Source organism: Marinimicrobium locisalis, assembly GCF_039822625.1.
In the GTDB taxonomy this organism is placed as follows: Bacteria; Pseudomonadota; Gammaproteobacteria; order Pseudomonadales; family Cellvibrionaceae; genus Marinimicrobium; species Marinimicrobium locisalis.
Window position 1 is genome coordinate 155,813 of the sequence record NZ_JBDLLG010000005.1, and the last position, 20,166, is coordinate 175,978.

12 protein-coding genes are annotated in these 20,166 nt (G+C 60.2%); 2 read left to right on the plus strand and 10 right to left on the minus strand.

Annotated elements, in window-relative coordinates; genetic code table 11:
* Window positions 1-96 precede the first annotated feature (96 nt).
* A complete protein-coding gene (locus tag AAE514_RS05300) occupies window positions 97-1,707 on the plus strand; it encodes a glycoside hydrolase family 28 protein (RefSeq protein ID WP_347330475.1) in 1,611 nt (536 codons plus the stop codon).
* A 64-nt stretch (window positions 1,708-1,771) separates the two neighbouring features.
* On the opposite strand, the gene AAE514_RS05305 is transcribed toward AAE514_RS05300, so the two are convergent.
* Window positions 1,772-2,551, minus strand: coding sequence for a TatD family hydrolase (locus AAE514_RS05305; RefSeq protein WP_347330498.1), 780 nt, complete (start codon window positions 2,549-2,551; stop codon window positions 1,772-1,774).
* Between the two features lie 168 nt (window positions 2,552-2,719).
* Here AAE514_RS05305 and AAE514_RS05310 point away from each other — a divergent pair, with 168 nt between their 5' ends.
* The gene (locus tag AAE514_RS05310; protein ID WP_347330476.1) at window positions 2,720-5,704 is read left to right on the plus strand and encodes a bifunctional diguanylate cyclase/phosphodiesterase; all 2,985 of its coding nucleotides are present in this window, start codon (window positions 2,720-2,722) and stop codon (window positions 5,702-5,704) included.
* A gap of 18 nt (window positions 5,705-5,722) precedes the next feature.
* Here the strand turns inward: AAE514_RS05310 and AAE514_RS05315 are convergent, their stop codons facing one another.
* The 9 genes from AAE514_RS05315 to AAE514_RS05355 form a co-directional block, all read right to left on the minus strand.
* Window positions 5,723-9,295 (minus strand): translocation/assembly module TamB domain-containing protein, encoded by a 3,573-nt coding sequence (locus AAE514_RS05315; protein WP_347330477.1) that lies wholly within the window; start codon window positions 9,293-9,295, stop codon window positions 5,723-5,725.
* Window positions 9,292-10,992 (minus strand): autotransporter assembly complex protein TamA, encoded by a 1,701-nt coding sequence (locus tag AAE514_RS05320; protein WP_347330478.1) that lies wholly within the window; start codon window positions 10,990-10,992, stop codon window positions 9,292-9,294. The genes AAE514_RS05315 and AAE514_RS05320 overlap by 4 nt, the downstream gene beginning before the upstream one ends.
* A gap of 267 nt (window positions 10,993-11,259) precedes the next feature.
* Window positions 11,260-13,857 carry a glycoside hydrolase family 9 protein gene (locus AAE514_RS05325; RefSeq protein ID WP_347330479.1) on the minus strand — a complete coding sequence of 866 codons (2,598 nt, stop codon included), beginning with the start codon at window positions 13,855-13,857 and terminating at the stop codon, window positions 11,260-11,262.
* A gap of 134 nt (window positions 13,858-13,991) precedes the next feature.
* Entirely contained in the window at window positions 13,992-15,083 is a 1,092-nt protein-coding gene (locus AAE514_RS05330; RefSeq protein WP_347330480.1) for an AAA family ATPase, read from the minus strand.
* Complete coding sequence (gene pnuC / locus AAE514_RS05335) at window positions 15,026-15,616, minus strand: nicotinamide riboside transporter PnuC (RefSeq protein WP_347330481.1); 591 nt, start codon at window positions 15,614-15,616, stop codon at window positions 15,026-15,028. Before pnuC ends, AAE514_RS05330 begins: the two co-directional genes overlap by 58 nt.
* Complete coding sequence (locus AAE514_RS05340) at window positions 15,613-16,950, minus strand: AMP-binding protein (protein WP_347330482.1); 1,338 nt, start codon at window positions 16,948-16,950, stop codon at window positions 15,613-15,615. The genes pnuC and AAE514_RS05340 overlap by 4 nt, the downstream gene beginning before the upstream one ends.
* 5 nt (window positions 16,951-16,955) lie before the next feature.
* Entirely contained in the window at window positions 16,956-17,510 is a 555-nt protein-coding gene (locus AAE514_RS05345) for a hypothetical protein (protein ID WP_347330483.1), read from the minus strand.
* Window positions 17,507-19,255, minus strand: a complete 1,749-nt coding sequence (locus tag AAE514_RS05350; protein ID WP_347330484.1) for a hypothetical protein — start codon at window positions 19,253-19,255, stop codon at window positions 17,507-17,509. The genes AAE514_RS05345 and AAE514_RS05350 overlap by 4 nt, the downstream gene beginning before the upstream one ends.
* Complete coding sequence (locus tag AAE514_RS05355; RefSeq protein WP_347330485.1) at window positions 19,252-20,160, minus strand: hypothetical protein; 909 nt, start codon at window positions 20,158-20,160, stop codon at window positions 19,252-19,254. The genes AAE514_RS05350 and AAE514_RS05355 overlap by 4 nt, the downstream gene beginning before the upstream one ends.
* Window positions 20,161-20,166 lie beyond the last annotated feature (6 nt).

The following is a 20,166-nucleotide window of genomic DNA, read 5'->3' on the forward strand; positions in this document are numbered from 1 at the left end:
CTATCTCGGGGCTTATGGGGGTTGTGAGAGGCCCACCATGACGTTTCTAATACTTATAAATGTCAATCAGACCGATTTTATTGACGGGAGTAACCTATGAAGCCATCAACTGTTCAGCGACGACTGACGTGGCCCCATCGCTCAGTACGTTCCCTGCTGGGTGCCGCTGCCCTAATAGCCGCCGCGCTACCCGCATTTGCCCAGATGGGCCCAGTGCCCCAGAAAATCGCCCCCCTGAACCCGCCGTTCGAAATGCCCCAACTGGAGCGGCCCACTTTTCCCGACAAGCGCTTTAATATTCGAGATTTCGGCGCCAAGGAAATGAGCAACGACCGGGACAATATGATCACCGACGCGGTGCACCAGGCGATTAATGCCGCCCACGAAGCCGGTGGCGGCCGTGTGATCATCCCAGAGGGCAAGTGGCTGAGCGGTTCCATCCACCTCAAAAGCCACATCAACTTGCACATCGCCGAGGGCGCCGAGGTTCTGTTCAGTACCGATAAGGACGACTACCTGCCGGTGGTACCCCAACGCCACGAAGGTGTGGAGGCCTACAACTACGCGCCTATGATTTACGCCTCGGAGGTGGAGAACGTAGCGCTGACCGGCCAGGGCCAGCTAAACGCCCAAGGCGACCACTGGTGGGAGTGGTTTGAGCAACACGGGGCTCCGCCGCGCGCACTGATGACGCAGATTCCGCTGTCTCACCGCGGTTGGGGCAAAGGCGCGGGCGTCGAGGGGATGCGCCCAAGCTTTATTGTGTTCTGGAAGTCCAAGAACATCCTGGTGGAAGGCGTTCACCTGTTGGACAGCCCCATGTGGAACGTTCACCTGATTTACAGCGAGAACATTATCGTGCGCGATGTGGACATCAACAGCCTGCGAGCGCCCAACGGTGACGGCGTGGTAGTGGATTCCTCCAAAAACGTCCTCATTGAGTACAACCACTTCCAGACCGGGGACGACGCAGTGGTCCTGAAGTCCGGGCTGAACGAGGAAGCGCTGGCGCTCGATATTCCCTCGGAAAACGTGGTGGTGCGCCATTTCGAAGCGAAGAACGTGCGCACCGGCAGCGGCGGTGTGGTGTTTGGCAGTGAAACCTCCGGGGGGCTACGCAACATCTACGTCCACGACGCCTACTTCGATGGCAGTGACCGCGGCATTCGCTTTAAAACCGAACGCGGCCGGGGCAATGTGATCGAGAACATTTATGTGCGCGATGTCACCATGAAGAACATCACTTACGAGGCCATCAATTTCAACAGTTTCTACACTGGCCCGCAAGCGACGGGCGTGGCGCCCACCGTGCGTAACATCGACATTCGCAATGTCACCATCGACACCGTGCCCACCGCCATTTCACTGATCGGCTTGCCGGAGAAGTGGCTGGAGAACATTACCCTGAGCAACATCACGATCACCAACGCGGAGATGGGCGCGCGCATCGTTCGGGTGAAAAACCTCGTCATGAACGATGTGTCCATCGAATCGGACTCCCTGGCAATGACCGTGGACGACTCCTATGAAGTGCACTTCAACGATGTCAACCTGAGCGACAACGTCAGTGGCGGTCCGCTGCGCCTGGAAGGCCGCTACACGGGCGCCGTTTACCTCAATGGCGGCATTAGTGAAGAGGATGTTCAGTTGGGGACGGGCGTTTCCAAAGAGGTGATCAACCCGGACACACCAGACCAGGCCTGGTAACACTCGTTGAACGATGGACGCCAAACGCCGCTGAGCTCCCCGCCAGCGGCTTTTTTGCAGAGGGCTATAGCTGAAAAAACGCTCGAGCGTTTTCCGCGGTCTGCCGCGCAAGCGGCTCGGCCGACTCACCCCGACACTCGGCCACCTTCTCAATCACGTAGGGCAGAAACGCCGGCTCGTTACGGTTGCCTTTCGGCTTTGTCGGCAGGTTGCGGGGGGTCAGATAAGGGGCGTCGGTTTCAACCATTAACCGGTGGGCGGGAATGTGTTTTACCAGCTCGCGCAGCTCACCGCCCCGGCGCTCATCGCATACCCAACCGGTAACCCCGATCGCACAATCCAAAGCCATATAGTCCTCCAGCTCCGCCCGAGTGCCGGTAAAACAGTGCACCACTGCGCCAGTCAATTGCGGGCGATACCGCTGTAAAATGGGCATAAAGGCTTCGTGAGCGTCCCGCTGATGCAGGAAGACGGGTTTTTGCAGTTCCACCGCCAGGGCGAGCTGCGCCTCGAAGCAGACCAACTGGTCCTCCGGTGGGGAAAAGTTGCGGTTGAAGTCCAGACCGCACTCCCCCAGCGCCACGACACCCGGGGCACGCGCCAAGGCGGAGAGATTGGCGGCGGATTCATCATTCCAGCTTTTGGCATCGTGAGGGTGAACCCCGGCGGTGGCATACAGCTCGTTTGGGTAGGCTTGTGTCAGTTCCAGCGCCTCTTCACTGGCGCGCACCGAAGTGCCCGTTACGATTTGAGCCACCACGCCCGCTTCCCGCGCTCGGTCCATTACCTGCGTTAAATCCTTGTGAAACCGCCCGCTGGTTAAATTAACGCCGATATCAATCATCTTGGACACAGGCTCCCCCGCTTGCTGAACAAAACCACCATGTTAGCAAATCCCAAGCCAGCAGAGTGACGGGCACGGTCCCACGCTCGTTTTAGCCAAACCCCCCGAGACACCGCTATACTTGAGCTACCCAGCGAACCGACTTTGCGAGGCGCGCGCCCCCCGGTTATGACCAACTCCCGTTCACCCCTGACTGAAGACTATCCTCGCGCCTCCTTCTGGCTGGCGGCCTTGGTAACGTTCCTTCTCGGTATGGGACTGTTTTCGTACTGGGTAATGGATGAGCGTAGCTCTCACCTGCGCGAGAAGCGGTTGCAAACGTCCACCCAGGCGGCCGACCGCGCCCGCATTCTGGAAGCCCACCTGCGCCACTCCCTATCGGCAACCTACACGCTCGCGACCTTCGTTCGCAATTCCGAAAGCATCCAAGCCCGCTTTGAGACCATTGCCGGTGACATGTTGAGCTTTTACCCCAATGTGCACACGCTTTCCCTGGCGCCCGGGGGCATTGTCTCCCACGTTATGCCCGAGGCCGCGAACCAAGGGATCATTGGCTTCAACCCGCTTGAGGATAAAACTCAGGGGCTTGAGACTCGGCGGGCACGGCAATCGGGGGAGCTGAGCGTCGCCGGCCCTTTGGACCTGGTTCAAGGCGGACAAGGCATGGTGGCCCGCTACCCCGTGAGGATTAACGGCCAATTCTGGGGTTTCACCGGCGTGACCATCAGGCTTCAACGGCTGCTGGAGGTGAGCCGCCTGGCCGACTTGGAAGCCCAAGGCTACCACTACCAACTTTGGCGCGAGGGGCCAGAGCCCGGTAACCGTCAGTTCATCGCGGGCAACACGCAAGCCCCGCTCCATGCACCGGTGGAGCAGGTGATCAGCCTGCCCAATAATACCTGGACCCTGGCAATGGCCCCCACCGCTGGCTGGGCGCCCTACTCGTGGCTGGGAATGGCGTGGGCCCCGGCGGTGATGGCCGCGGCGCTGCTGGCTTACTTGGTCAAGGCGTTGCTGGACCTACGCTGGCACAAACGCTACTTGCAGCGGGAGGTGCTCCAGCGCACTCGGGAGCTGACCACCAACCTGGAGCGCTACCGCACCTTGATAGCCGCCTCAAACACTGGAGCGTGGGAGTATTTTCACAGCCGAGACTACCTTCAGTGCAGCCCGGAATACTTTTCCATGTTGGGGCGCCTGCACAGCGATTACCCCATGAACGGCCAACCCAACCTGACCGAAACCTGGATCGACTTGCTCCACCCCGAGGACAGGGAGGCAGCCTGGGCGACCTTTACTCGCTACATCGACGCCGGCGCCGAGGGCATGTATGAAAACCGCTTCCGACTGAAGCATGCCGCCGGCCACTGGGTTTGGATTCTCTCCCGAGGCCAAGCCCTGCGGGATGAAGAAGGCGAGCTTCGCGGCATAACCGTAGGCACCCACACCGACATCAGCCAACAAGTGGAAAACGAAGCACAGCTGGAGCTGGCGGCGAAGGTGTTCGAGCGCGGTAGCGAGGGCGTGCTTATTACCGATGCGGAAGAACGGATCGTCATGGTAAACAATGCCTTTAGCCGGATCACCGGCTACTCCGAGGAGGAAGCCCTCGGTCAGCGGCCCAGCATGCTTTCCTCAGGCCGGCACGACCCCGACTTTTTTCGCGGCATGTGGCATGAAATCGAACACCGAGGCGTGTGGCAGGGCGAGGTTTGGAACCGACGCAAGAATGGTGAAATTTACCCCGAGTGGCTCAGTGTGAGTGACCTCACCGATGATGAGGGACGCACCCTGTATTACATCGGCATCATCAGCGACATCAGCCGCTTAAAAGAAGACCAGGAAGAGATCCACCGCCTGGCCTATTACGACCCCCTGACCCACCTGCCCAACCGGTCCCTGCTGGAAGAACGGGCTACATTCGCCCTGAAAATTGCCGAGCGCACCGACGATACCTTGGCGCTCTTGTTCCTGGACCTGGATAATTTCAAAAACATCAACGACTCTCTCGGGCACAAGGCCGGTGACCGGTTGCTCCAGGCCTTTGCCGAACGGCTACGGGCCATGGTGCGGGAAGAAGACACGTTCGCCCGCCCCGGAGGCGATGAGTTTATTCTTTTATTGCCGAGCACCGACGCCAGCGGCGCCGCTCACGCCGCGCAAAAGCTGCTGACGCTGCTCAACCGGCCCTTCCGTGTGGACGGTTATGACCTGTCGGTCAGCAGCTCTGTGGGCATTGCCCTTTACCCGGAGGACGGCGACCATTTAAGCCAGCTCTACACCAACGCCGACATCGCCATGTATCGGGCCAAGCAAAAAGGTCGCAACACCTACAGTTTTTTCACGCCCGAGTTGCAAACCCACTATGTGCGGTTGATGAAGATTGAGAACGCCCTGCGCCAGGCACTGGAAACCAACCAATTTGAACTTTACTACCAGCCGCAACAGGAGATGCTCACCGGGGCGACTATCGGTTTCGAGGCCCTGCTGCGCTGGACGCACCCGGAAATAGGCACCATTTCGCCGGGGGAGTTTATTCCCATCGCCGAAAGCAGTGGATTGATTGTACCCCTGGGGGAGTGGGTATTGCGCGAGGCCACCCAACAGCTTCGCCGCTGGATCGACGATGGTATTGCGCCTCCGAAAATCGCCATCAACCTCTCCGCCGCGCAATTCCACCAGCCGAGCCTGCCGGATCTGATTATGACGATCCTGGACGATGCCTCCCTGCCACCGGAGTATTTGGAACTGGAGCTGACCGAGAGCATGACCATGGATGACCCGGAGCGGGCAGTCGATATGATCAACCGGCTGCATGAGGCGGGAGTAAGCCTGTCCATGGATGATTTCGGCACGGGGTACTCCTCCCTGAGTTACCTCAAGCGTTTTAAAATCAGTAAATTAAAGATCGACCAATCGTTCGTGCGCGACATTACCCGAGACAACGACGACCGGGTGATCATCAGCACCATTATCACCCTGGCCCAGAGCTTAGGGCTCAGAGTGATTGCCGAGGGGGTGGAAACCCGCGAGCAGCAGGAGTTTCTGCGTCGCCTCGGGTGCCACGATATGCAGGGCTATTATTTCAGCCGGCCCCTGGATGCCGAGCGGGCTTCCGAGTTCCTGAGAGGGGCCACCGCCTTGCTGCGCTAGCCAGCTGTTGAAAAAACGCTAGCGCTCGATTTTGTAAATCAGATCCACGCTCTGGTGCAGCCCTGACTCGGCCTCCAGGCGCAGGGACTCGGTTATTTCGTAGCGCAACCCAACGCTGGAGGTCTGGTCGAACAGCCCCACCACGTATTGCACAAACAGGTCCGGCGTCAGGTATTTGCCGATGTACAGGGAGCTTTCCCGGACGTTGTCTTCGGTCTCAATACGAAACTCATCCAAGCTGAAAGTGTCGGCAATTTCCGCGGTAATAAAGCCGCTGCGTTTAAGGCCAAGGCCCCCGATAGCGTTGACCAGCATGGAGGCATCGGAGGAAGAGGAGGAGTTGAGCGACTTGCCGGTAAACAACATCGCCATGGCCTCGCTGTCGGGCAACGAGGGGTTGGAGAAGACTTCGCTTCTGGGCCGCTGTAAGGTGCCATTAATCTGCAGCCCTACAATAATGTCACTATCGACGCCGTCATCAATGGTTCGGGTCGCGCGAATGTCCAACCCGGGGTTGTCATAGGGGCCTTGGAAAATCAGGCGCCCGCGCTCAATGGTCAGGTCTTGCCCGTAGGCTTTATAGTGACCTTCGGCGACGCCGACTTCGCCGATGGCGAGCAAGCCTCTTTCCGGCCCTTTAATGACCTGCAGTTGACCGGATAAACGGCTCTCCAGGCCGAAACCCGAGAAGCGCACATCATCACCCAGAGAGGTACTTAGATCGACGTGCACGGTGCGCCCATCCTGTTCGCTCACGCCCCCGTCCGGGTCTTTTATCACCACATCGTCCGAGACACGCGTCGCGGACTGGGGCAATGACTTGAACTTGGCTCGGGCTTTGGGAATCACGGCGCTGCCGGTCAGGTCGATACGCTCAGGCGTTATTTCCAGCGTCAGGTCCGGGGTGACCAATACCATCAGCTCACGGGTATTCAGAGTTTGAAACCGCTCCCCGGTCACTGTGAGGCTGATATGCCGTTGCGCGCCCCAAGGGCTATCCACCTGGCCCTCGAGGGTGAGTTGCCCTTCGCCGGAGCTCACCTGCCCTTGCAACCCCACTTGGTTGTTGCCGGCTTGCGCCCGCAGGCTCAGGTTTTGCAGCTCCAGCCCCAGCTCGGGAAGCTTGGCGCTCGCCTCCGACAGCCGCAGCTCACCGCTGACCTCGGGTTGCTGAACCTGGCCGGAGACTTGCACGTCGGCGGTAAACTGGCCTCGAACGTCCTGTAGCTGAGCCACCAGGGCCTCCAGCGGCTCAAGGGCGTGGAAGTCAGCCTGAAGCCGGCCGTCCAGGGCACCGCTGTCCGTATCAACGCCCAAATTGGCCTGTAGGCTGCCCACCTGATCTCCCCAGTCGCTGCGCAACTGGGCGTCCAGCTGACCCTCCTTCCAAGCCCCCTCAAAGCGGGTACCTTGCCACTCGAACACTTCCGAGTCTTCCTCACCGAACTGGTAGCGCAGCGCCCCGTTGCGGGTTTCCAGGTACCACTGGGCGTTGGGTGAAGCCTGGGCCGGAGCCAGGAGTTCCAACCGCCCCTCCAACGTGCCCTCCACGACCACTTCCGGGGTCAGCCAGCGCTGGGCGAGCCGAAGCGGCAACCCCTCCACCAGCGCTATGGCGCTGGCACCGCCCTGGGCCTGCCATTGACCATCGACACAGAGGCGCCCCTCCGTGGGCCCCTGCGGGTCTGACTCCTCTTCGTTCTGACGCCACCGGGGGGCCGGACTCAGGCACAGGGAGCGGACCACTACTTCATCGGCGGCAAAGGTCATCGGGGCCTCCCGATCCAGCTCCCAGAAAATCAAATCCGGAGGCTCGAAGGTGAAATTGGTCAAGGCGCCATCCCAGGCACTGCCGGTGTAGCCGCCGGCCAGCTGCCAGTTGGCTTGCCCCCAGTTTTCCGACACCACGGTGGCATTGAGAACATGGTCCTCAATGCCACCCTCGCCAATCAGGGCGACCGATTGCAGAGCGTCACCGGGAATATCCACTGCCACTGCCGCCAGGGCTACCTGGTAGCGTTGACCGCGACGGACCGCCGAAACGGTGAGCTGCTCCACGCTGTAGCTATCCTGCCAGGCCAGGTCGGCACCGTCGATGGTGGCTCGGCCCCCGGGCTCACTGAGCGAGCCGCTCAATTGAAACTCGGCGCTCAGTTCCCCCTGGAGGCTCGGGTCCAGTTGCGAGAGGATGGGTGCCGACAACTGGCCATCAATATCAAGCTGGTCAGACACGGTGCCGTTTAGGGTCAGCCGGTTAGCGCCCAGCGCCAATTCCAGCGTCTGCGCTTGCAAGCGCTCCCCATCGTAATCGAGGTGGCCGGTCAAATTCAGTGCCAGCGAGCGAAGCTGGCCGGCGATATCCAGCTCATTCACTCCGGCCTTCAATCCTTCCGGGGTCATTTCCCCTTGGCTGGTGAATTGCCCACCAATGCTCCCCGGCCAGGGCTCCAACACCGGCCAGGGAAGCGCCGCAGGGTTTAACTGGTTCAGTGCCACCGCCAAATCCCACCGCAGTTTTGGCGCCCAGGTCACTCGTCCCCGCGCCTCTAGATCGCCCTCCGGCAGCGTTACCTTCAAGGGCTTGAGATTAAACTGCTCCAGGTCCCCCTTGCCCGCCACATCCAGTTCCAGGGTCGGCAAAGCCGAGCCGGAGGCCTGTAGGGCTGCATCCACCTGGTACCCGCTGAGCCAACCATCCAGTTGAACCCGCCCACTGGTGCGCATATCCGCGAGCGCCTCGGGCACCCCCACGGCGGAGGGCACCCCCTGCTCGGGCCAACGGCTGTCCATCACCAGTTGCGGCTGCGCCTGGGAATCACCGAGGTTGGGCCAAAACCGTATGTCGCTCTCAAGCATGACCGGCGAGTGGAGCTGGTGGCTCGCTTTCAGGCTGGTTAAATCGCCTTTCACATCGCCTTCCCCACGAAACTCCAGGCCTTCTCCGTCGGGAGACTGCAACCGGTAATGCCACTTCAAGGCCAAGTCGGCATCGTAGGGATAGCTAACGCCAATGCGGCCATCGGCGGTGGCGCCATAGGTGGGAGCGACCACGTCCAACTCCCATACCCGCAAATTAAACGCTCCCAGGCTAAGGGTCCCGCTCACGCGCTCCAGCGGAGTTTCGGTCTCCCCCCGATGAATCCGGATATTGCGCAGGTCGACACCGCCGAGCTCAATCCTTACCGGCAGAGAGAGATCCGGCCATTGCATGGGCTCGGAGGCGCTCGCCGGCTCTTCCTCTTCGGCCGGGGGCGGCAAGTGAAGCTCAACGGCGCTGGCCCGCAATGACTGGACCGAGACCGCGCTATAAAGCAACGACAGGGGTTGCCAACGGAAAGACAGATCCTCCACGCGATACCACTGGTTTTCCAGGCGATACTCCACCGACTGCACATCCAGCCCGGTGACCAGGTCGCCACTCATGCCCTCAAAGCGCAGGGGCAACCGCTGCGCCGCTTGGTTGAGCAGCCAGCGGCTGCCAGGCTCGGTGGCCAGGATGGCACTGACCAGCGCCAGGGCCACAACCAATACACCCACCAGGCCGAGCAATGTCCAGCGCAACCATTTCAGCACTCGCCAGAACCACTTCATAGATCGGGCCCCATGCTCAGGTGCAGGCGCCAACCTTCGTGCCCGTCAAGCGCGCGGGCGAAATCCACGCGCACCGGGCCGATGGGTGAGATCCAGCGAAACCCAATACCCGCACTGCGCATCATGTTCACATCGGAATGATCAAAGGCATTGCCCTGGTCAAAGAAGGCGGCCACGGCCCAGTTGGACTTAAAGCGGTAATCGTATTCGACGCTTTGGGTAATGAGGTTTCGCCCCCCCACCACGATGGGGTCACCGGTTTGGGGATTAATATCGGTGGGGCCGATGGACTTGTACTCGTAACCGCGCACACTGGCGTCGCCGCCGGCAAAGAAGCGCTGGGAGACCGGCAAGTCGCCCAGCTCACCCACTTCCGTGATGCCGCCTTCCATCCGCAACAGCACCCGCCCCGGCCCGATGCCATATATGCCCTTAATCCGGCCATAGAGTTGAACGAAGCTCGTATCGGAGCCCAAAGAGGAGGGCGAGCCGGATATACGACCGAGAAAGCTCCAGCCCGAGGTGGGGTAATTGCTGCCATCACTACGAGTACGCGAAAGGCTAAAGGCCGGGATCAACAAATCCGAACGTTGCTCGGGCTCGCCCCCCACTTCGTAGTATTCGCGTTCGAAGTTAAGCGAGTATGTTTGCAGCCAGTCGCTGTCTTCTTCCGAGCGGGTATAACTCGTACCCAGCGTAGTGACGTCGCTGTCGGTGTTGTCCGTCTCTTCCCGTTGGTAACCGGAGTAGAAGCGAAGCGTTTCATGGGCGGGGCGGGTCATGGGAATATTGTAGGAAGCCTCGACATTAGCGCCCACTTCCGATATTTGTAGGTCGGCGTTAAACCAGTGACCACTGCGATTCACGTAGCGGTTTTCATACCCCAGAAGCAGCCGGGCGCCCGTGTCCGTCGCATAGCCCACACCGGCGGAGTAAGCGTGCCGCTTGCGCCCTTCCAACTCGATATCGACGGGGACCCGCTCGCCCTCGAGCCCCTGAAGCTGTGGCGTGACACGCACCGAGCGAAAGTAATTGGCCGCGTTCAAACGGCTTTTCAGCGCCAGCAGCGGATCGGTGTCATAGGGCTCGCCCGGTTCAAAGGTTAGATAGCGGCGCACGAATGACTCCTTTAAAACGTCGTGCTTTAGGTTGATTTCGCCAAATTGATAGCGGGGTCCGGTGTTGTAGACCAACTCCACCCGGGCGCTATACTCATCCCTATCAACCGTCACCCGGGCCCGCTCAAACTGCCCCTCGAAGTAGCCGTTCGCTGAGGCCACCACATTAAAACGGCTTTTTAGGGACTCGTAATGGCCGTGGTGCAGTACATCGCCCTTTTCCAGATTCGGCTCCTCAAGAATGCTCTGGAAGGTACCGTCCTCGCCGCCTTCCCCTTTGACCCTAAAGTCCATTTCGGTGACATGCACGGGCTCCCCGGGATGCAGGGTAATGGTGAGCGACCAGCATTCATCGTCTCGGGAGAGCTCGCGCTCGCTTTCCAGATGATAGTAGCCCAATGCCTGAGCGGCGGACTGTACTTGGCTTTCGAGCTCTCGCATACGTGCGCGCAGACGCCACAGCGCCGTATCGCACGGCTCCTCCCCGATGGAGAGAAAGTTGCGGACATTTTCGCGCAGCGCGCTACCGCCTCCCTCAACCTTGATGTCGGGGGCGGCCCAAGTGAAGGGGGCAAGCAATAGCAGGACGAGGCCGAGCCCAATGCTCCGGCGTCGCCTCCGCGAAGGGAGAAAAAACGTTAACAAAATCCAGGTCCGATCAGTCGAGGGTTCATCCCGTGAGCCGTTACTTTAACGGTTTGACCATGGAACTCAAAGAGTGTTGCGAGACTTGCAGAAGTTTACAGGCTATTGAGCCTCGTCAGAGGAAGGGAAATGCGCGCCCCACAGACAACAACGGCGCCCGAGTAGGGCGCCGTTGCGCAGAGCGTTTAACAAAGCTGAGGATCAGTGTGCCAGCAATGACTCGGCCGCCTTGGCGAGAAACAGGTAGCTACCCCCCACCGTGATCACATACTCGTTCTGCCCCCAGAAGAAAGGCCAGTTGCTCTTATTCTCCGGGTAGTCCGGCGGCAGTACCAGAATGCCCGGAACGATCCCGCCCGGAATGAACGAGAAGTCCGCCCGGTTGTTACCGTAAGCAATGGTCTGGGAGTCTGGCCCCAGGCCGGACACAAACGAGTAGTTGGAAGCCGGATGCAGCCCATAGATAAAGTTGAGACTGCGATGCACCAACTCCTCTTCCACAATCTCCGGGAAGGCACGATTGAGCCAGTAGTTGGTAATACCAAAACCGACAACCGTACCGGCTCCGGCCCAGCCGCCACGGGTAATGGGCACGCCGAACGGATTGTCCGCCTCGACCTGCGCGATACTCGCCCGGTAGTCACGGGTGAGTTGCTCCAGCTCTTGCCGGTAAGCCTCATCCATATAGGGCAACGCCAGCACCAGCATAAAGGCGTGACCGGCAAAGTCATCGCGAACCTTCGGCAGCAGATCGCTCACCGCCTGGGCATAGCGCTCTTTCTCGGTGGCCAGCAGCAGCTCCACCGCCGCTTTCAGGTGCTCTTCGTTGAGACCGCGTCCGGTGGTGTTCCCGACCCGGAAGGTATTGGGCTCACGCCCCGCTTCATAGTCCCACACGCTTTCAGCGGTGGCCAGGCTTTCCTGCGCCAACTCATCGTTGTAACCACTCAGGGCCCGGCTGGCGGCGGCCAGCGCGGCGGCAGAGCCGTAGTTGAGGGCGGTGGTATTGGAGGTAAAGGCCCAGCGGTCATCGAAACGGCCGCTGCGGTCGCCCTCTTCCTTCATCACCGGCTCTTCGGGCGTGGGGTCAACGGTCGAGGGCTCGTACATTTCGCCCACGGAGCGCTCATCCGAGAGAGGATCCAGGCTCGGGTCGTAGACTTTGTTGTCGGTTTTGGTGGAGCCATCCCCCAGGTGGGGATACTGGTACAGGTGGCCCGCCACAATGCCAGGAATGGCGTGGCCCACGGCCCTATGCTGAGCGATCAGCCCCAGGGTACCGTGCTCGATTTGCTGCAGCAGGTCCGGCTCGCCGTCCGGGCGGTGAATCTGGGTATAGCGTTTATCCTGCGAGACCGTGGTGGTATCCCGGTCAATGCCGAACTGCTCCCAGACGTGCACCAGGTGCTGCACCGTAAAGTACTGGGACTGGGTGCGAATGTCGTAGTCCCCGGCGTCGTACCAGCCACCGTAGTTCAGGCCCGGAATATGCTCGAAGGGCTCGAATTCGGTATCGGTGGTATCGCCGTGGGCAAAGAGGTCAAAGTGCTCGTAGTTCGGGGGCGCTTGCAAGGCGTCATCCAGATGGGAGGCACCGTGCCAGACCCGGTAGGCTTCGCGCACGGTCATATGGTCCATCTGTACGGGGAAGAACACATCCAGAGTGAGCTGCCAAGTGTCGCTGCGGGCTTCATCGCTAATGCGGAATACGCCCGATGTCTGGTCCCCGTACTCCAGTTGGTACAGGCCCGGCTCGCTGACATCCGAAAAATCAAACGTCAGGTAGCGGTAGCGCAAATACTCGCCCCACGGCTCGGGGTCCTTCTCCAGCACTGTGGCGGTTTGGCCATTTTCCCCAACCTTGATCAGGCGCATGGCGTCGGTGCCCGAGGCGTTGCTATCGAGCTCCACCACCGCCTGCTTGGGCTGATCCGGGTGGTAACCGAGCTGGGAATAGCTGATTACCGGGTCCCGAGTCCAGCCCGGAATGCCGTTAATGTCCAGCTCCCATTCGGCCACGGTACCGCTTTTACCGGCGGGCAGCATGCTCCGCACCACGTACCAGCCGTTCTGGGCTTTGTTGCGACCATCGAACAGCATCAGGTCTCGGTCGTCGTGCCGGTTGCGAATCAATACCCGGCGCTCGGGGTCTTCCGGCGCCAGCACCAGCTCGCGGCCCTGGGCAATGGGCGTGGAGACCGTGCGACCGTCCTCATTGACCCGCATGGGGCCCGCCGGGTGGCGGGGGAAGGTATCGGCCGCGCCATCGGCCAAATAGCCCTTGCCAAAATAGGCCGCTGGCAGGAATTCCATATTCAGCCCGGCCTCGCCCTCAAGGTGGGCCGGCAGGGGCTCGTCCAGGTGCACGCGAATGCGTACCTTGCCATTCTCGGTGGTGGCTATCACTTGATAGCGAAAGTCATGCTCGGGATAGGCCAATTCAGTCACCACGCGGTGCTTGTCGGCCTCGACGCGGCGCTCCACCAACTGGCCCATGCCGTCCCACTGCTCGGGCGTCGCCTGGAGGCGCACATCCCCATTGGTGGCGGTGCGCTCGCCGTGGTGAATAATCTCCACGCCGCTGGTTTTAGCATCAAAGAACAGGCCACCGGGCGGGTTGCTGAACGGCAGAACATTGACCCCCGGGCGGGCAAAATAGGCCTTCTCGGTCAGCTCGTACCGGGCGCCACTGTCACCCTTCTCCGACCCCACGCCCGGAGCCGTACAGGCACTGAACAGGGCGCTCGCCCCAAGCGCCACGGTCAACGGCCGGGCAATGGCTTTCATTGTCTTTAGCATAGGTACCCCTCACTGCTTATTGTGTCTTGCCAATGGCTCACTCTCTTGTATTCATTGTGACCATTTGGCTAAAGAGTACCATAGCCTAAAGTGTGGGATTTTGCGAGCGGCTCTGGCGGCAGGCGAACACGGTTTTAGGCAGAGGCGACTTGGTTGTTGATGTAGCGGGAGAGCCGGACTTTCTTCTCGTTCAGTGTTCCGGTTAAAGGCAAGTAGGAGACTTCTCTAGCTTCCAGCTCGGCGAGGTACTGGTGGTGCTGCGCCTGACGAAAGGTCTCGTCTTGCCGAGTGCCATCTTGTTCCAGGGGGAAGTCGGGCTCACATAGCCACCACTGGTGATAGGGGCGCTCCGCCAATGCGAGCAACTCAGCCGGGACGGGCCGGCCAGGAAAGAGCGCACGAAAATAGATCAGGGTCGTCAGGGGCGTGGTATCGCAAAGCACGACCGAGGCACCCTCTAACCGGGCACGCCGCACGGCAGCATCCTCCCGCTCGATTTGCACCCGGGCGATTTCCAGGAGATCCTCAGGAGTTAACTCTCCCTGGCGACGCACCCAGAGCTCTCGGCCGTATTCCGGGACCCAGGGCACACCCAAAGACTCCGCCAGTTCGCGGCACAGCGTGGTTTTTCCCGTGGACTCCGCCCCCACCAATGCAATACGGGCACAGCGCATGTCCGCGAGTATTTCGCCTTCACAAAAGGAGCTGCCCCCCATACCCGTGGACCGCACTCCTGATCCCGATACCGGCCATCTGAGACGCTTCCGATCAACACACCGGTGAACCACCGGCCGGTTCAAACCTTCGCTAAGGTAGCTGGCAAAGCTATCCCCATAAGCCTCGCTGGTAAATACCGCATCAAGGAGAACGTCCGGGAACAGATGCCGCCATAGTGCCAAGCAGAACGCCTGCTGCTCCCGGTCGGCGGCGCCATTGTCGGGCATAGCCAAAGCCCATTCGGCGCTAACCTGCCACCGGGCACAGTCCGCCGCGTCGATAACCAGCCGTTGAGCTCGAGGAGCCCAACGGGCCAGCCAGTGCTCCCTGAGCGTTTTGGTGCACCCCGGAAACTCGGGTCGCGAATAGCTTATGACCACGAGCCGCTCACACTCCTCGTGCGCACGATCCAGAAGGTAGCGGTGGCCGTGATGCAATGGGGAGAACTTGCCTACGACGAGACCGGTTCCGAAGTGTTTCGCAGCGCGCTTCGATATTGACGATGCCATACAAAAAAACCATACCAAGCATTAAACCAGAAGAGCGTATACACCGCCGCCGTCACCCAAAGTTCCCTCTCCAAGTACAGCGGAATGGCAAGCGTGTTGACTATCAACCAGAACCACCAACACTCGATACGACGATGCATCATCAAAAACAGCGCCAGTACGCTAAAGAGCGTGACCGCCGAATCCCATAACGGGGCAAAAGCATCGGTTGTCAGCCCCAGAACAAAACCGTAAAGCCCCGTAACCACCAGCGCGGCCAGTAGGTATAAACCCAACTCAAACCAATGCGTTGTTCTTATGGCAGACTCTGCCTTCCCCTGGGCCCAGTGGTACCAGCCGATAAAACTGGTCACTACATAGAAGCCCATGAGGCTGACCTCCGCGTAGAGTTGAACGCGGTAGAACAGCCACCCGAACAAAAGGCAGCCAACCACACCGATCCACCAGGTATGAATGCTGTTGCGAGCTGCCAAAAAAACGCTAATAAGATAGACCGCGTTGGCACCGTATTCCAACGCTTGCAGGGAAATCATTGGCACAAGCCTCCGGGAAAGTCGCTGGTGTACTGGACCACCTTTTCTGTTCGGGCCATTGTCTGCTGAATCTTGATGGGCCAGTTCGACCCGAAAACATCGGTCAACGTGTTCATAAGTTGATGCTGGTCGCAGTGTTCCGATAACTGTAACGTCACACTTGCGTCCCGATTCTGATGGAGTTGGAACTGTGACAGGGCAAACGGCTGAAGCCGGTGGGTCATGTCCACATTGTTAATCCAACCACTCTGAGTATAAAAACGGACGGGTGGACGTCCACTCAATGCGTTCAGGTAGAAGTGACCTTCCGGACTACGCCATAGAGAAGCGTAATCCCCGGTTCGGTAGCGCAACAAAGGCAAGTAGTCGTTAAAGCCGCCGGTAAGGCAGACCTCCCCTCGAACACCCAATGGCTGAGGTTCGCCCGAACAATTAACGATTTCCACGTGCAGATGCGGCTGAAGTAATCGCATACCGGGGTAGCGGCCATCGGCCGCGGCGATGGGGCCCGCTTCGTTCATTGAATAGCAGTCCACCACCGGGCATTCAAATGTACTCTCCAGCCGCTGGCGAAGCCCCTCTAGAAGCGTCATCGACGTGGACAAAAGCGCTTTGGGTTTATGTTTCAACTCTATGGCGAGCAACTCAATGAAGCTGCACGGGTCCCCCGAGATCAGGATTGGCTTAAGGGTGTCCAGGTAGCGCTGGCGAGCCTTGGGCTCTGGCCAGTCATCGGGGTGGAGGTTAAGCTTGACCAAGCCTTTGTACCCCCAGTAGGGAATGACCGATACGTACGTAAAGCAACGCTTCTGAAAGCCCGCCAAAACCACGCCGGTGGCCCCATCCTGCCCACGTAAATCCACCCCGTGCCAGTTGAGCGCCTTTTCATGAAAACAATGATACCGGGCGGCCACACGGGGGTGGGACGGAATAATCAGTGGATGACCCGTCGTCCCACTGGTTTCATAGGCAATTAGCTCATCCAATGGCAGGTTGTCGGGCACGAAAGCGCCAATATCGGCGCTCAGATCTGCCCGAGAGACACAAGGGAGCGCTTCAAACGAATGCCTGGCGTACTCGGTTGTGTATGAACGATAACGCGGCACCTGACTCAGACACTGGTGCACGAACGTCGCCAGCCAATCGGGTGACGCCTGGGGGTCCGCTTGCAGGGCGGGCTTGCTTTTCATCAAACGATCCAGCTCGGCCGGCTGCAAGCGGGCGCCACTTTGCCCGGTAAATTGCGGGGCGTCCGGCGCATCCCGCAAGTGCTGTAGGCGGGCCTTGGCGTACTCGGGCAACTGGGGCCAGTTGTCTTCATAGTTCTTCGTCATCGGTTTCACTCGCGGCTGTATTTGTCAGCCGCTTCCCGGGCCTTTTGTTCCGCCAGTGCTTGGCGAACGGCCGCGGCACGCTGCTCAGCGGCGCGGGCGGCATCGAGTACCCGGCGCCGCTCCGAGGAGCTCACCATAAGCAGCCGGTCCTCCGCCTGCACAAGGGTTTCCCCCTCGGGAAATAAGTTTAAAGCACTGAGCAGAAGCCGCAGCACCTCCTCTCGCCAATCCTCGCTGGCAATGCCTCGCTCACTGAACGGGTTCGCCAGGGTATCGGTTCTGGCAAAGCCATCCAGTACGTGCACCACTTGTTCCGGCGTCAGAGGGTAACCGCGAAAGCTCTCATCCGCCAACAACCACACCAAGGTGGCGAGTAACGGCTTGGGGGAGGACGCAGGCAAGGCTTGGGGAAGCTCGGGTAACCCTTCACCTTCCCGCGCGAAGGTCCAGAGCAAGTCGTGGGTCAGTGCGGCAATATTCACATCGGTCGCGCCCCCTGTTGGAAAGGCAAGCAGGCGACGGTGCAACCGGGATAGGGCCGGCCCCTCTCTCATACTCATCGCCGGGGCCCATAGTGGTCTTGGGCGAAAGCCCGGGCGAACTCCAGCAGCGCCGGCAGGCCGGCCACTTGATGGAGCTGCCACCCCTGTTCAAGCCCCAGGCGCAGCGGGGCCACCCATCGCTCCTGCCAGGGGGACACGACCCCGCCCAGGTCCAGATTCATATCAAGTACCCAGTGGCCGGCGCCGCCGCAGTGTTTGAGCGCGCGGGCACTGATGTCCGCGCCCTCGTTACCCTGGTCATCCTGTTCAAACAGGGTGCTCACGCCCTCATCGGATAGAACAACGATGTGCGTCGGGCGTGCCATAGGCTTCGCATAGGTCTCCCTCAAGCGATGAATCGGAAAGCTGGTACCACCGCCGAAATAACCGGTGAGCACGCCAAGCAGTTGGCGTTCATCCCGGACGAAGCCTTCGGTGACCAAACACTGTCGCGCGCCGCTCCAGAGGCAGGCCTGAACCCGCGCGCCGGAACGCAAAGCGGCAAGACAAAGCACGGCGCCGGCCAGCGCCGGATAGGAGAGTTGGCGCTGCGGGTTGGGCATGGACCCGGAACAGTCCACATAAAGGTCCAAGTCGTAGGGCTGGCGAGCGCCACTGGGCTCGGGGGTCTGATTGTACACACGCTTAAGGGTCGTAAGTCCGGGGACAGGGGTGCGGCTCAGGCTAGCGGAGGCCACCCAATCTATGGCTTCGGCCGGTTCGCCGGGCTCCCATACCGTGTAGCCCTCAAGCTCGGGCTCGGTCGAGATCTTCACCGACGCGCTGGGATAACGGATGGGGATGGTGCGCACCTTTTCCCGGTAGTAACGGATAGCCGCCTTGGCCTCGGAGAGCCGAAGGCCACTGGCGGCCAAGAGCTCCGTGTACTCCTGGGGCTCGACGGACTGAGAGCCCGACCGGGCGGCCGGCTCGACGAACGAGCCCTCGGCGGGCGAGGAGGGTTCAGCCTGTCCACCCAGCGCCGGGTCTCGACTGGGATGGACGACCGGAATATGAGGCACCTCTACGAGGGGCGCGCCGGGGCAATCGCGTCCGGCCTCTTCCATATCAACCAAAGGCCCGAACTGGCGCCTCAGCGCCGCCTGATCATCCACCAGGTAGGGGAGCAACAATGAGGCAAACCGACTGGCGCCCGTAAGCCAATCCTTGCCGTAGACTTTGAGTATCCCGGCCCCAAGCCAGGCATCGCCCTCCCCCGCATCGTCTTTGGTATAGCCGCCGAGACTTCCCCCCGGCATCAGCCAAAGGCATTCGTAAATACGCATATACAGCCCCCAGGTTTGACTGGGCTGCCCAGAGGAGGGCGTGATGAGCCGACGATAAAGCTCTGCCATGGACAGATTACACCGACGCTGCAAGTGATGATTAATGAGCAGGTCCGTGTAGAGGTTTGCCACCAACGGCGCCTGCGCCTCAAGCGTGGGCAAGCTCTGCCGTATAACGCAAAGCAACTGCAGGTGCTGCGTCATATTGGCGGGCGCGTAAACATGGTGACCGATTTCATGGGCCAGAATTTCCGTGGCCAAGTCATCAATGTTCCGCGTCCGGGTTTCCCGCAGGTTGATCAGCACGCGCTGGGTATGAAGTCGGATGGCCGCAAAGCTCTGGGTCAGCCCTTGCTCCCGCGCTTCCTCCATGGAGTAGCACCAAAGCGGCTCACTCAGTTGAAGGTGCTGACTCCAGACCCCGAGCGCCCGCTGCCAGGCTTCACGCCAATGGGCCATGCGAGCCTCGCCGTTCATTGCTCAGCCCCCTGGCGAGGCAGCAACAGGACCTGATAGCTGTTCTTGAACGTGATCAAATCGAGGCTTTCCGTTCTCAGATGTTGGCAGGGGTCCGCCAAGTCCGCCGGGATGGCTTGGCGAAGCTCCCGCGCTACGCGAGCAGAAACGCCTTCCAACACAACGGTTTTCCCCAAGGGCAGCAGCCTGGTGCCGTAGGCGTCCGCGTACAGATACCACTGATCCCTTCCCGCCTGAATCACCGCAGTGCCATTGGCCAGCCCCAACGTCGGCTGGGATTCAAAATCACCATTGAGCAGCTTGTGCGCACCCAGCCGCTGCGGCGCCTCTTGCCAGCGCCCGTCCCAGGCATGCCACCAAGGCGAGGTGATTCGCTCAGGCTGGTGCAAGCCGAATGTCTCGATATCAACGCTTGAGAGTATTGACAGAGCCGCTTCCCGATACTCCACCAAACCGTGACGCCAAGCGAGCACCAGCAAAAACGACTCGCATTGCGATGGTTCCGGCCGTAGAGCTTGCCAGTCATCAAGGAAGTGGGCGCGACGTTCATCGCCGGGGAGTTTGAATAGCGTATTCAAAAGCGCCGAAATGCAGGCAACGGCTTCCGGGTGCAGCGATAACCACACCGGAAGCACTCGTTCAAACAACCGCCGATAAGGTTCGGCCGCGGCGCCCTGTAACCGGCCGTGCTGCTCAAGAATCAAACCGGTCTCAAAGCCCACCTCCAGCAACTGCTCTTGCTTCTCTGCGGGCCAATCAGCAAGCGACTCACACAGTGAGTCCAGCCACTGCGCCAGAAACCCGGAAAACGCCGAAGCGGAGAACCGAGGGGAGTGAAACCGAGCCAGTCGAACCCGATGGTTCAACTCCTCGGCATTTTGCTCCAACGCTTGTTTCAGCCACACACATCG

Excerpts from the sequence above, each read along its gene's own strand:
- AAE514_RS05325 (WP_347330479.1), bottom strand. The coding sequence starts at position 13,857 with ATGCTAAAGACAATGAAAGCCATTGCCCGGCCGTTGACCGTGGCGCTT.
- AAE514_RS05305 (WP_347330498.1), bottom strand. The coding sequence starts at position 2,551 with ATGATTGATATCGGCGTTAATTTAACCAGCGGGCGGTTTCACAAGGAT.
- AAE514_RS05310 (WP_347330476.1), top strand. The coding sequence starts at position 2,720 with ATGACCAACTCCCGTTCACCCCTGACTGAAGACTATCCTCGCGCCTCC.
- AAE514_RS05340 (WP_347330482.1), bottom strand. The coding sequence starts at position 16,950 with ATGACGAAGAACTATGAAGACAACTGGCCCCAGTTGCCCGAGTACGCC.
- AAE514_RS05330 (WP_347330480.1), bottom strand. The coding sequence starts at position 15,083 with ATGGCATCGTCAATATCGAAGCGCGCTGCGAAACACTTCGGAACCGGT.
- AAE514_RS05345 (WP_347330483.1), bottom strand. The coding sequence starts at position 17,510 with ATGAGTATGAGAGAGGGGCCGGCCCTATCCCGGTTGCACCGTCGCCTG.
- pnuC (WP_347330481.1), bottom strand. The coding sequence starts at position 15,616 with ATGATTTCCCTGCAAGCGTTGGAATACGGTGCCAACGCGGTCTATCTT.
- AAE514_RS05350 (WP_347330484.1), bottom strand. The coding sequence starts at position 19,255 with ATGAACGGCGAGGCTCGCATGGCCCATTGGCGTGAAGCCTGGCAGCGG.
- AAE514_RS05300 (WP_347330475.1), top strand. The coding sequence starts at position 97 with ATGAAGCCATCAACTGTTCAGCGACGACTGACGTGGCCCCATCGCTCA.
- AAE514_RS05315 (WP_347330477.1), bottom strand. The coding sequence starts at position 9,295 with ATGAAGTGGTTCTGGCGAGTGCTGAAATGGTTGCGCTGGACATTGCTC.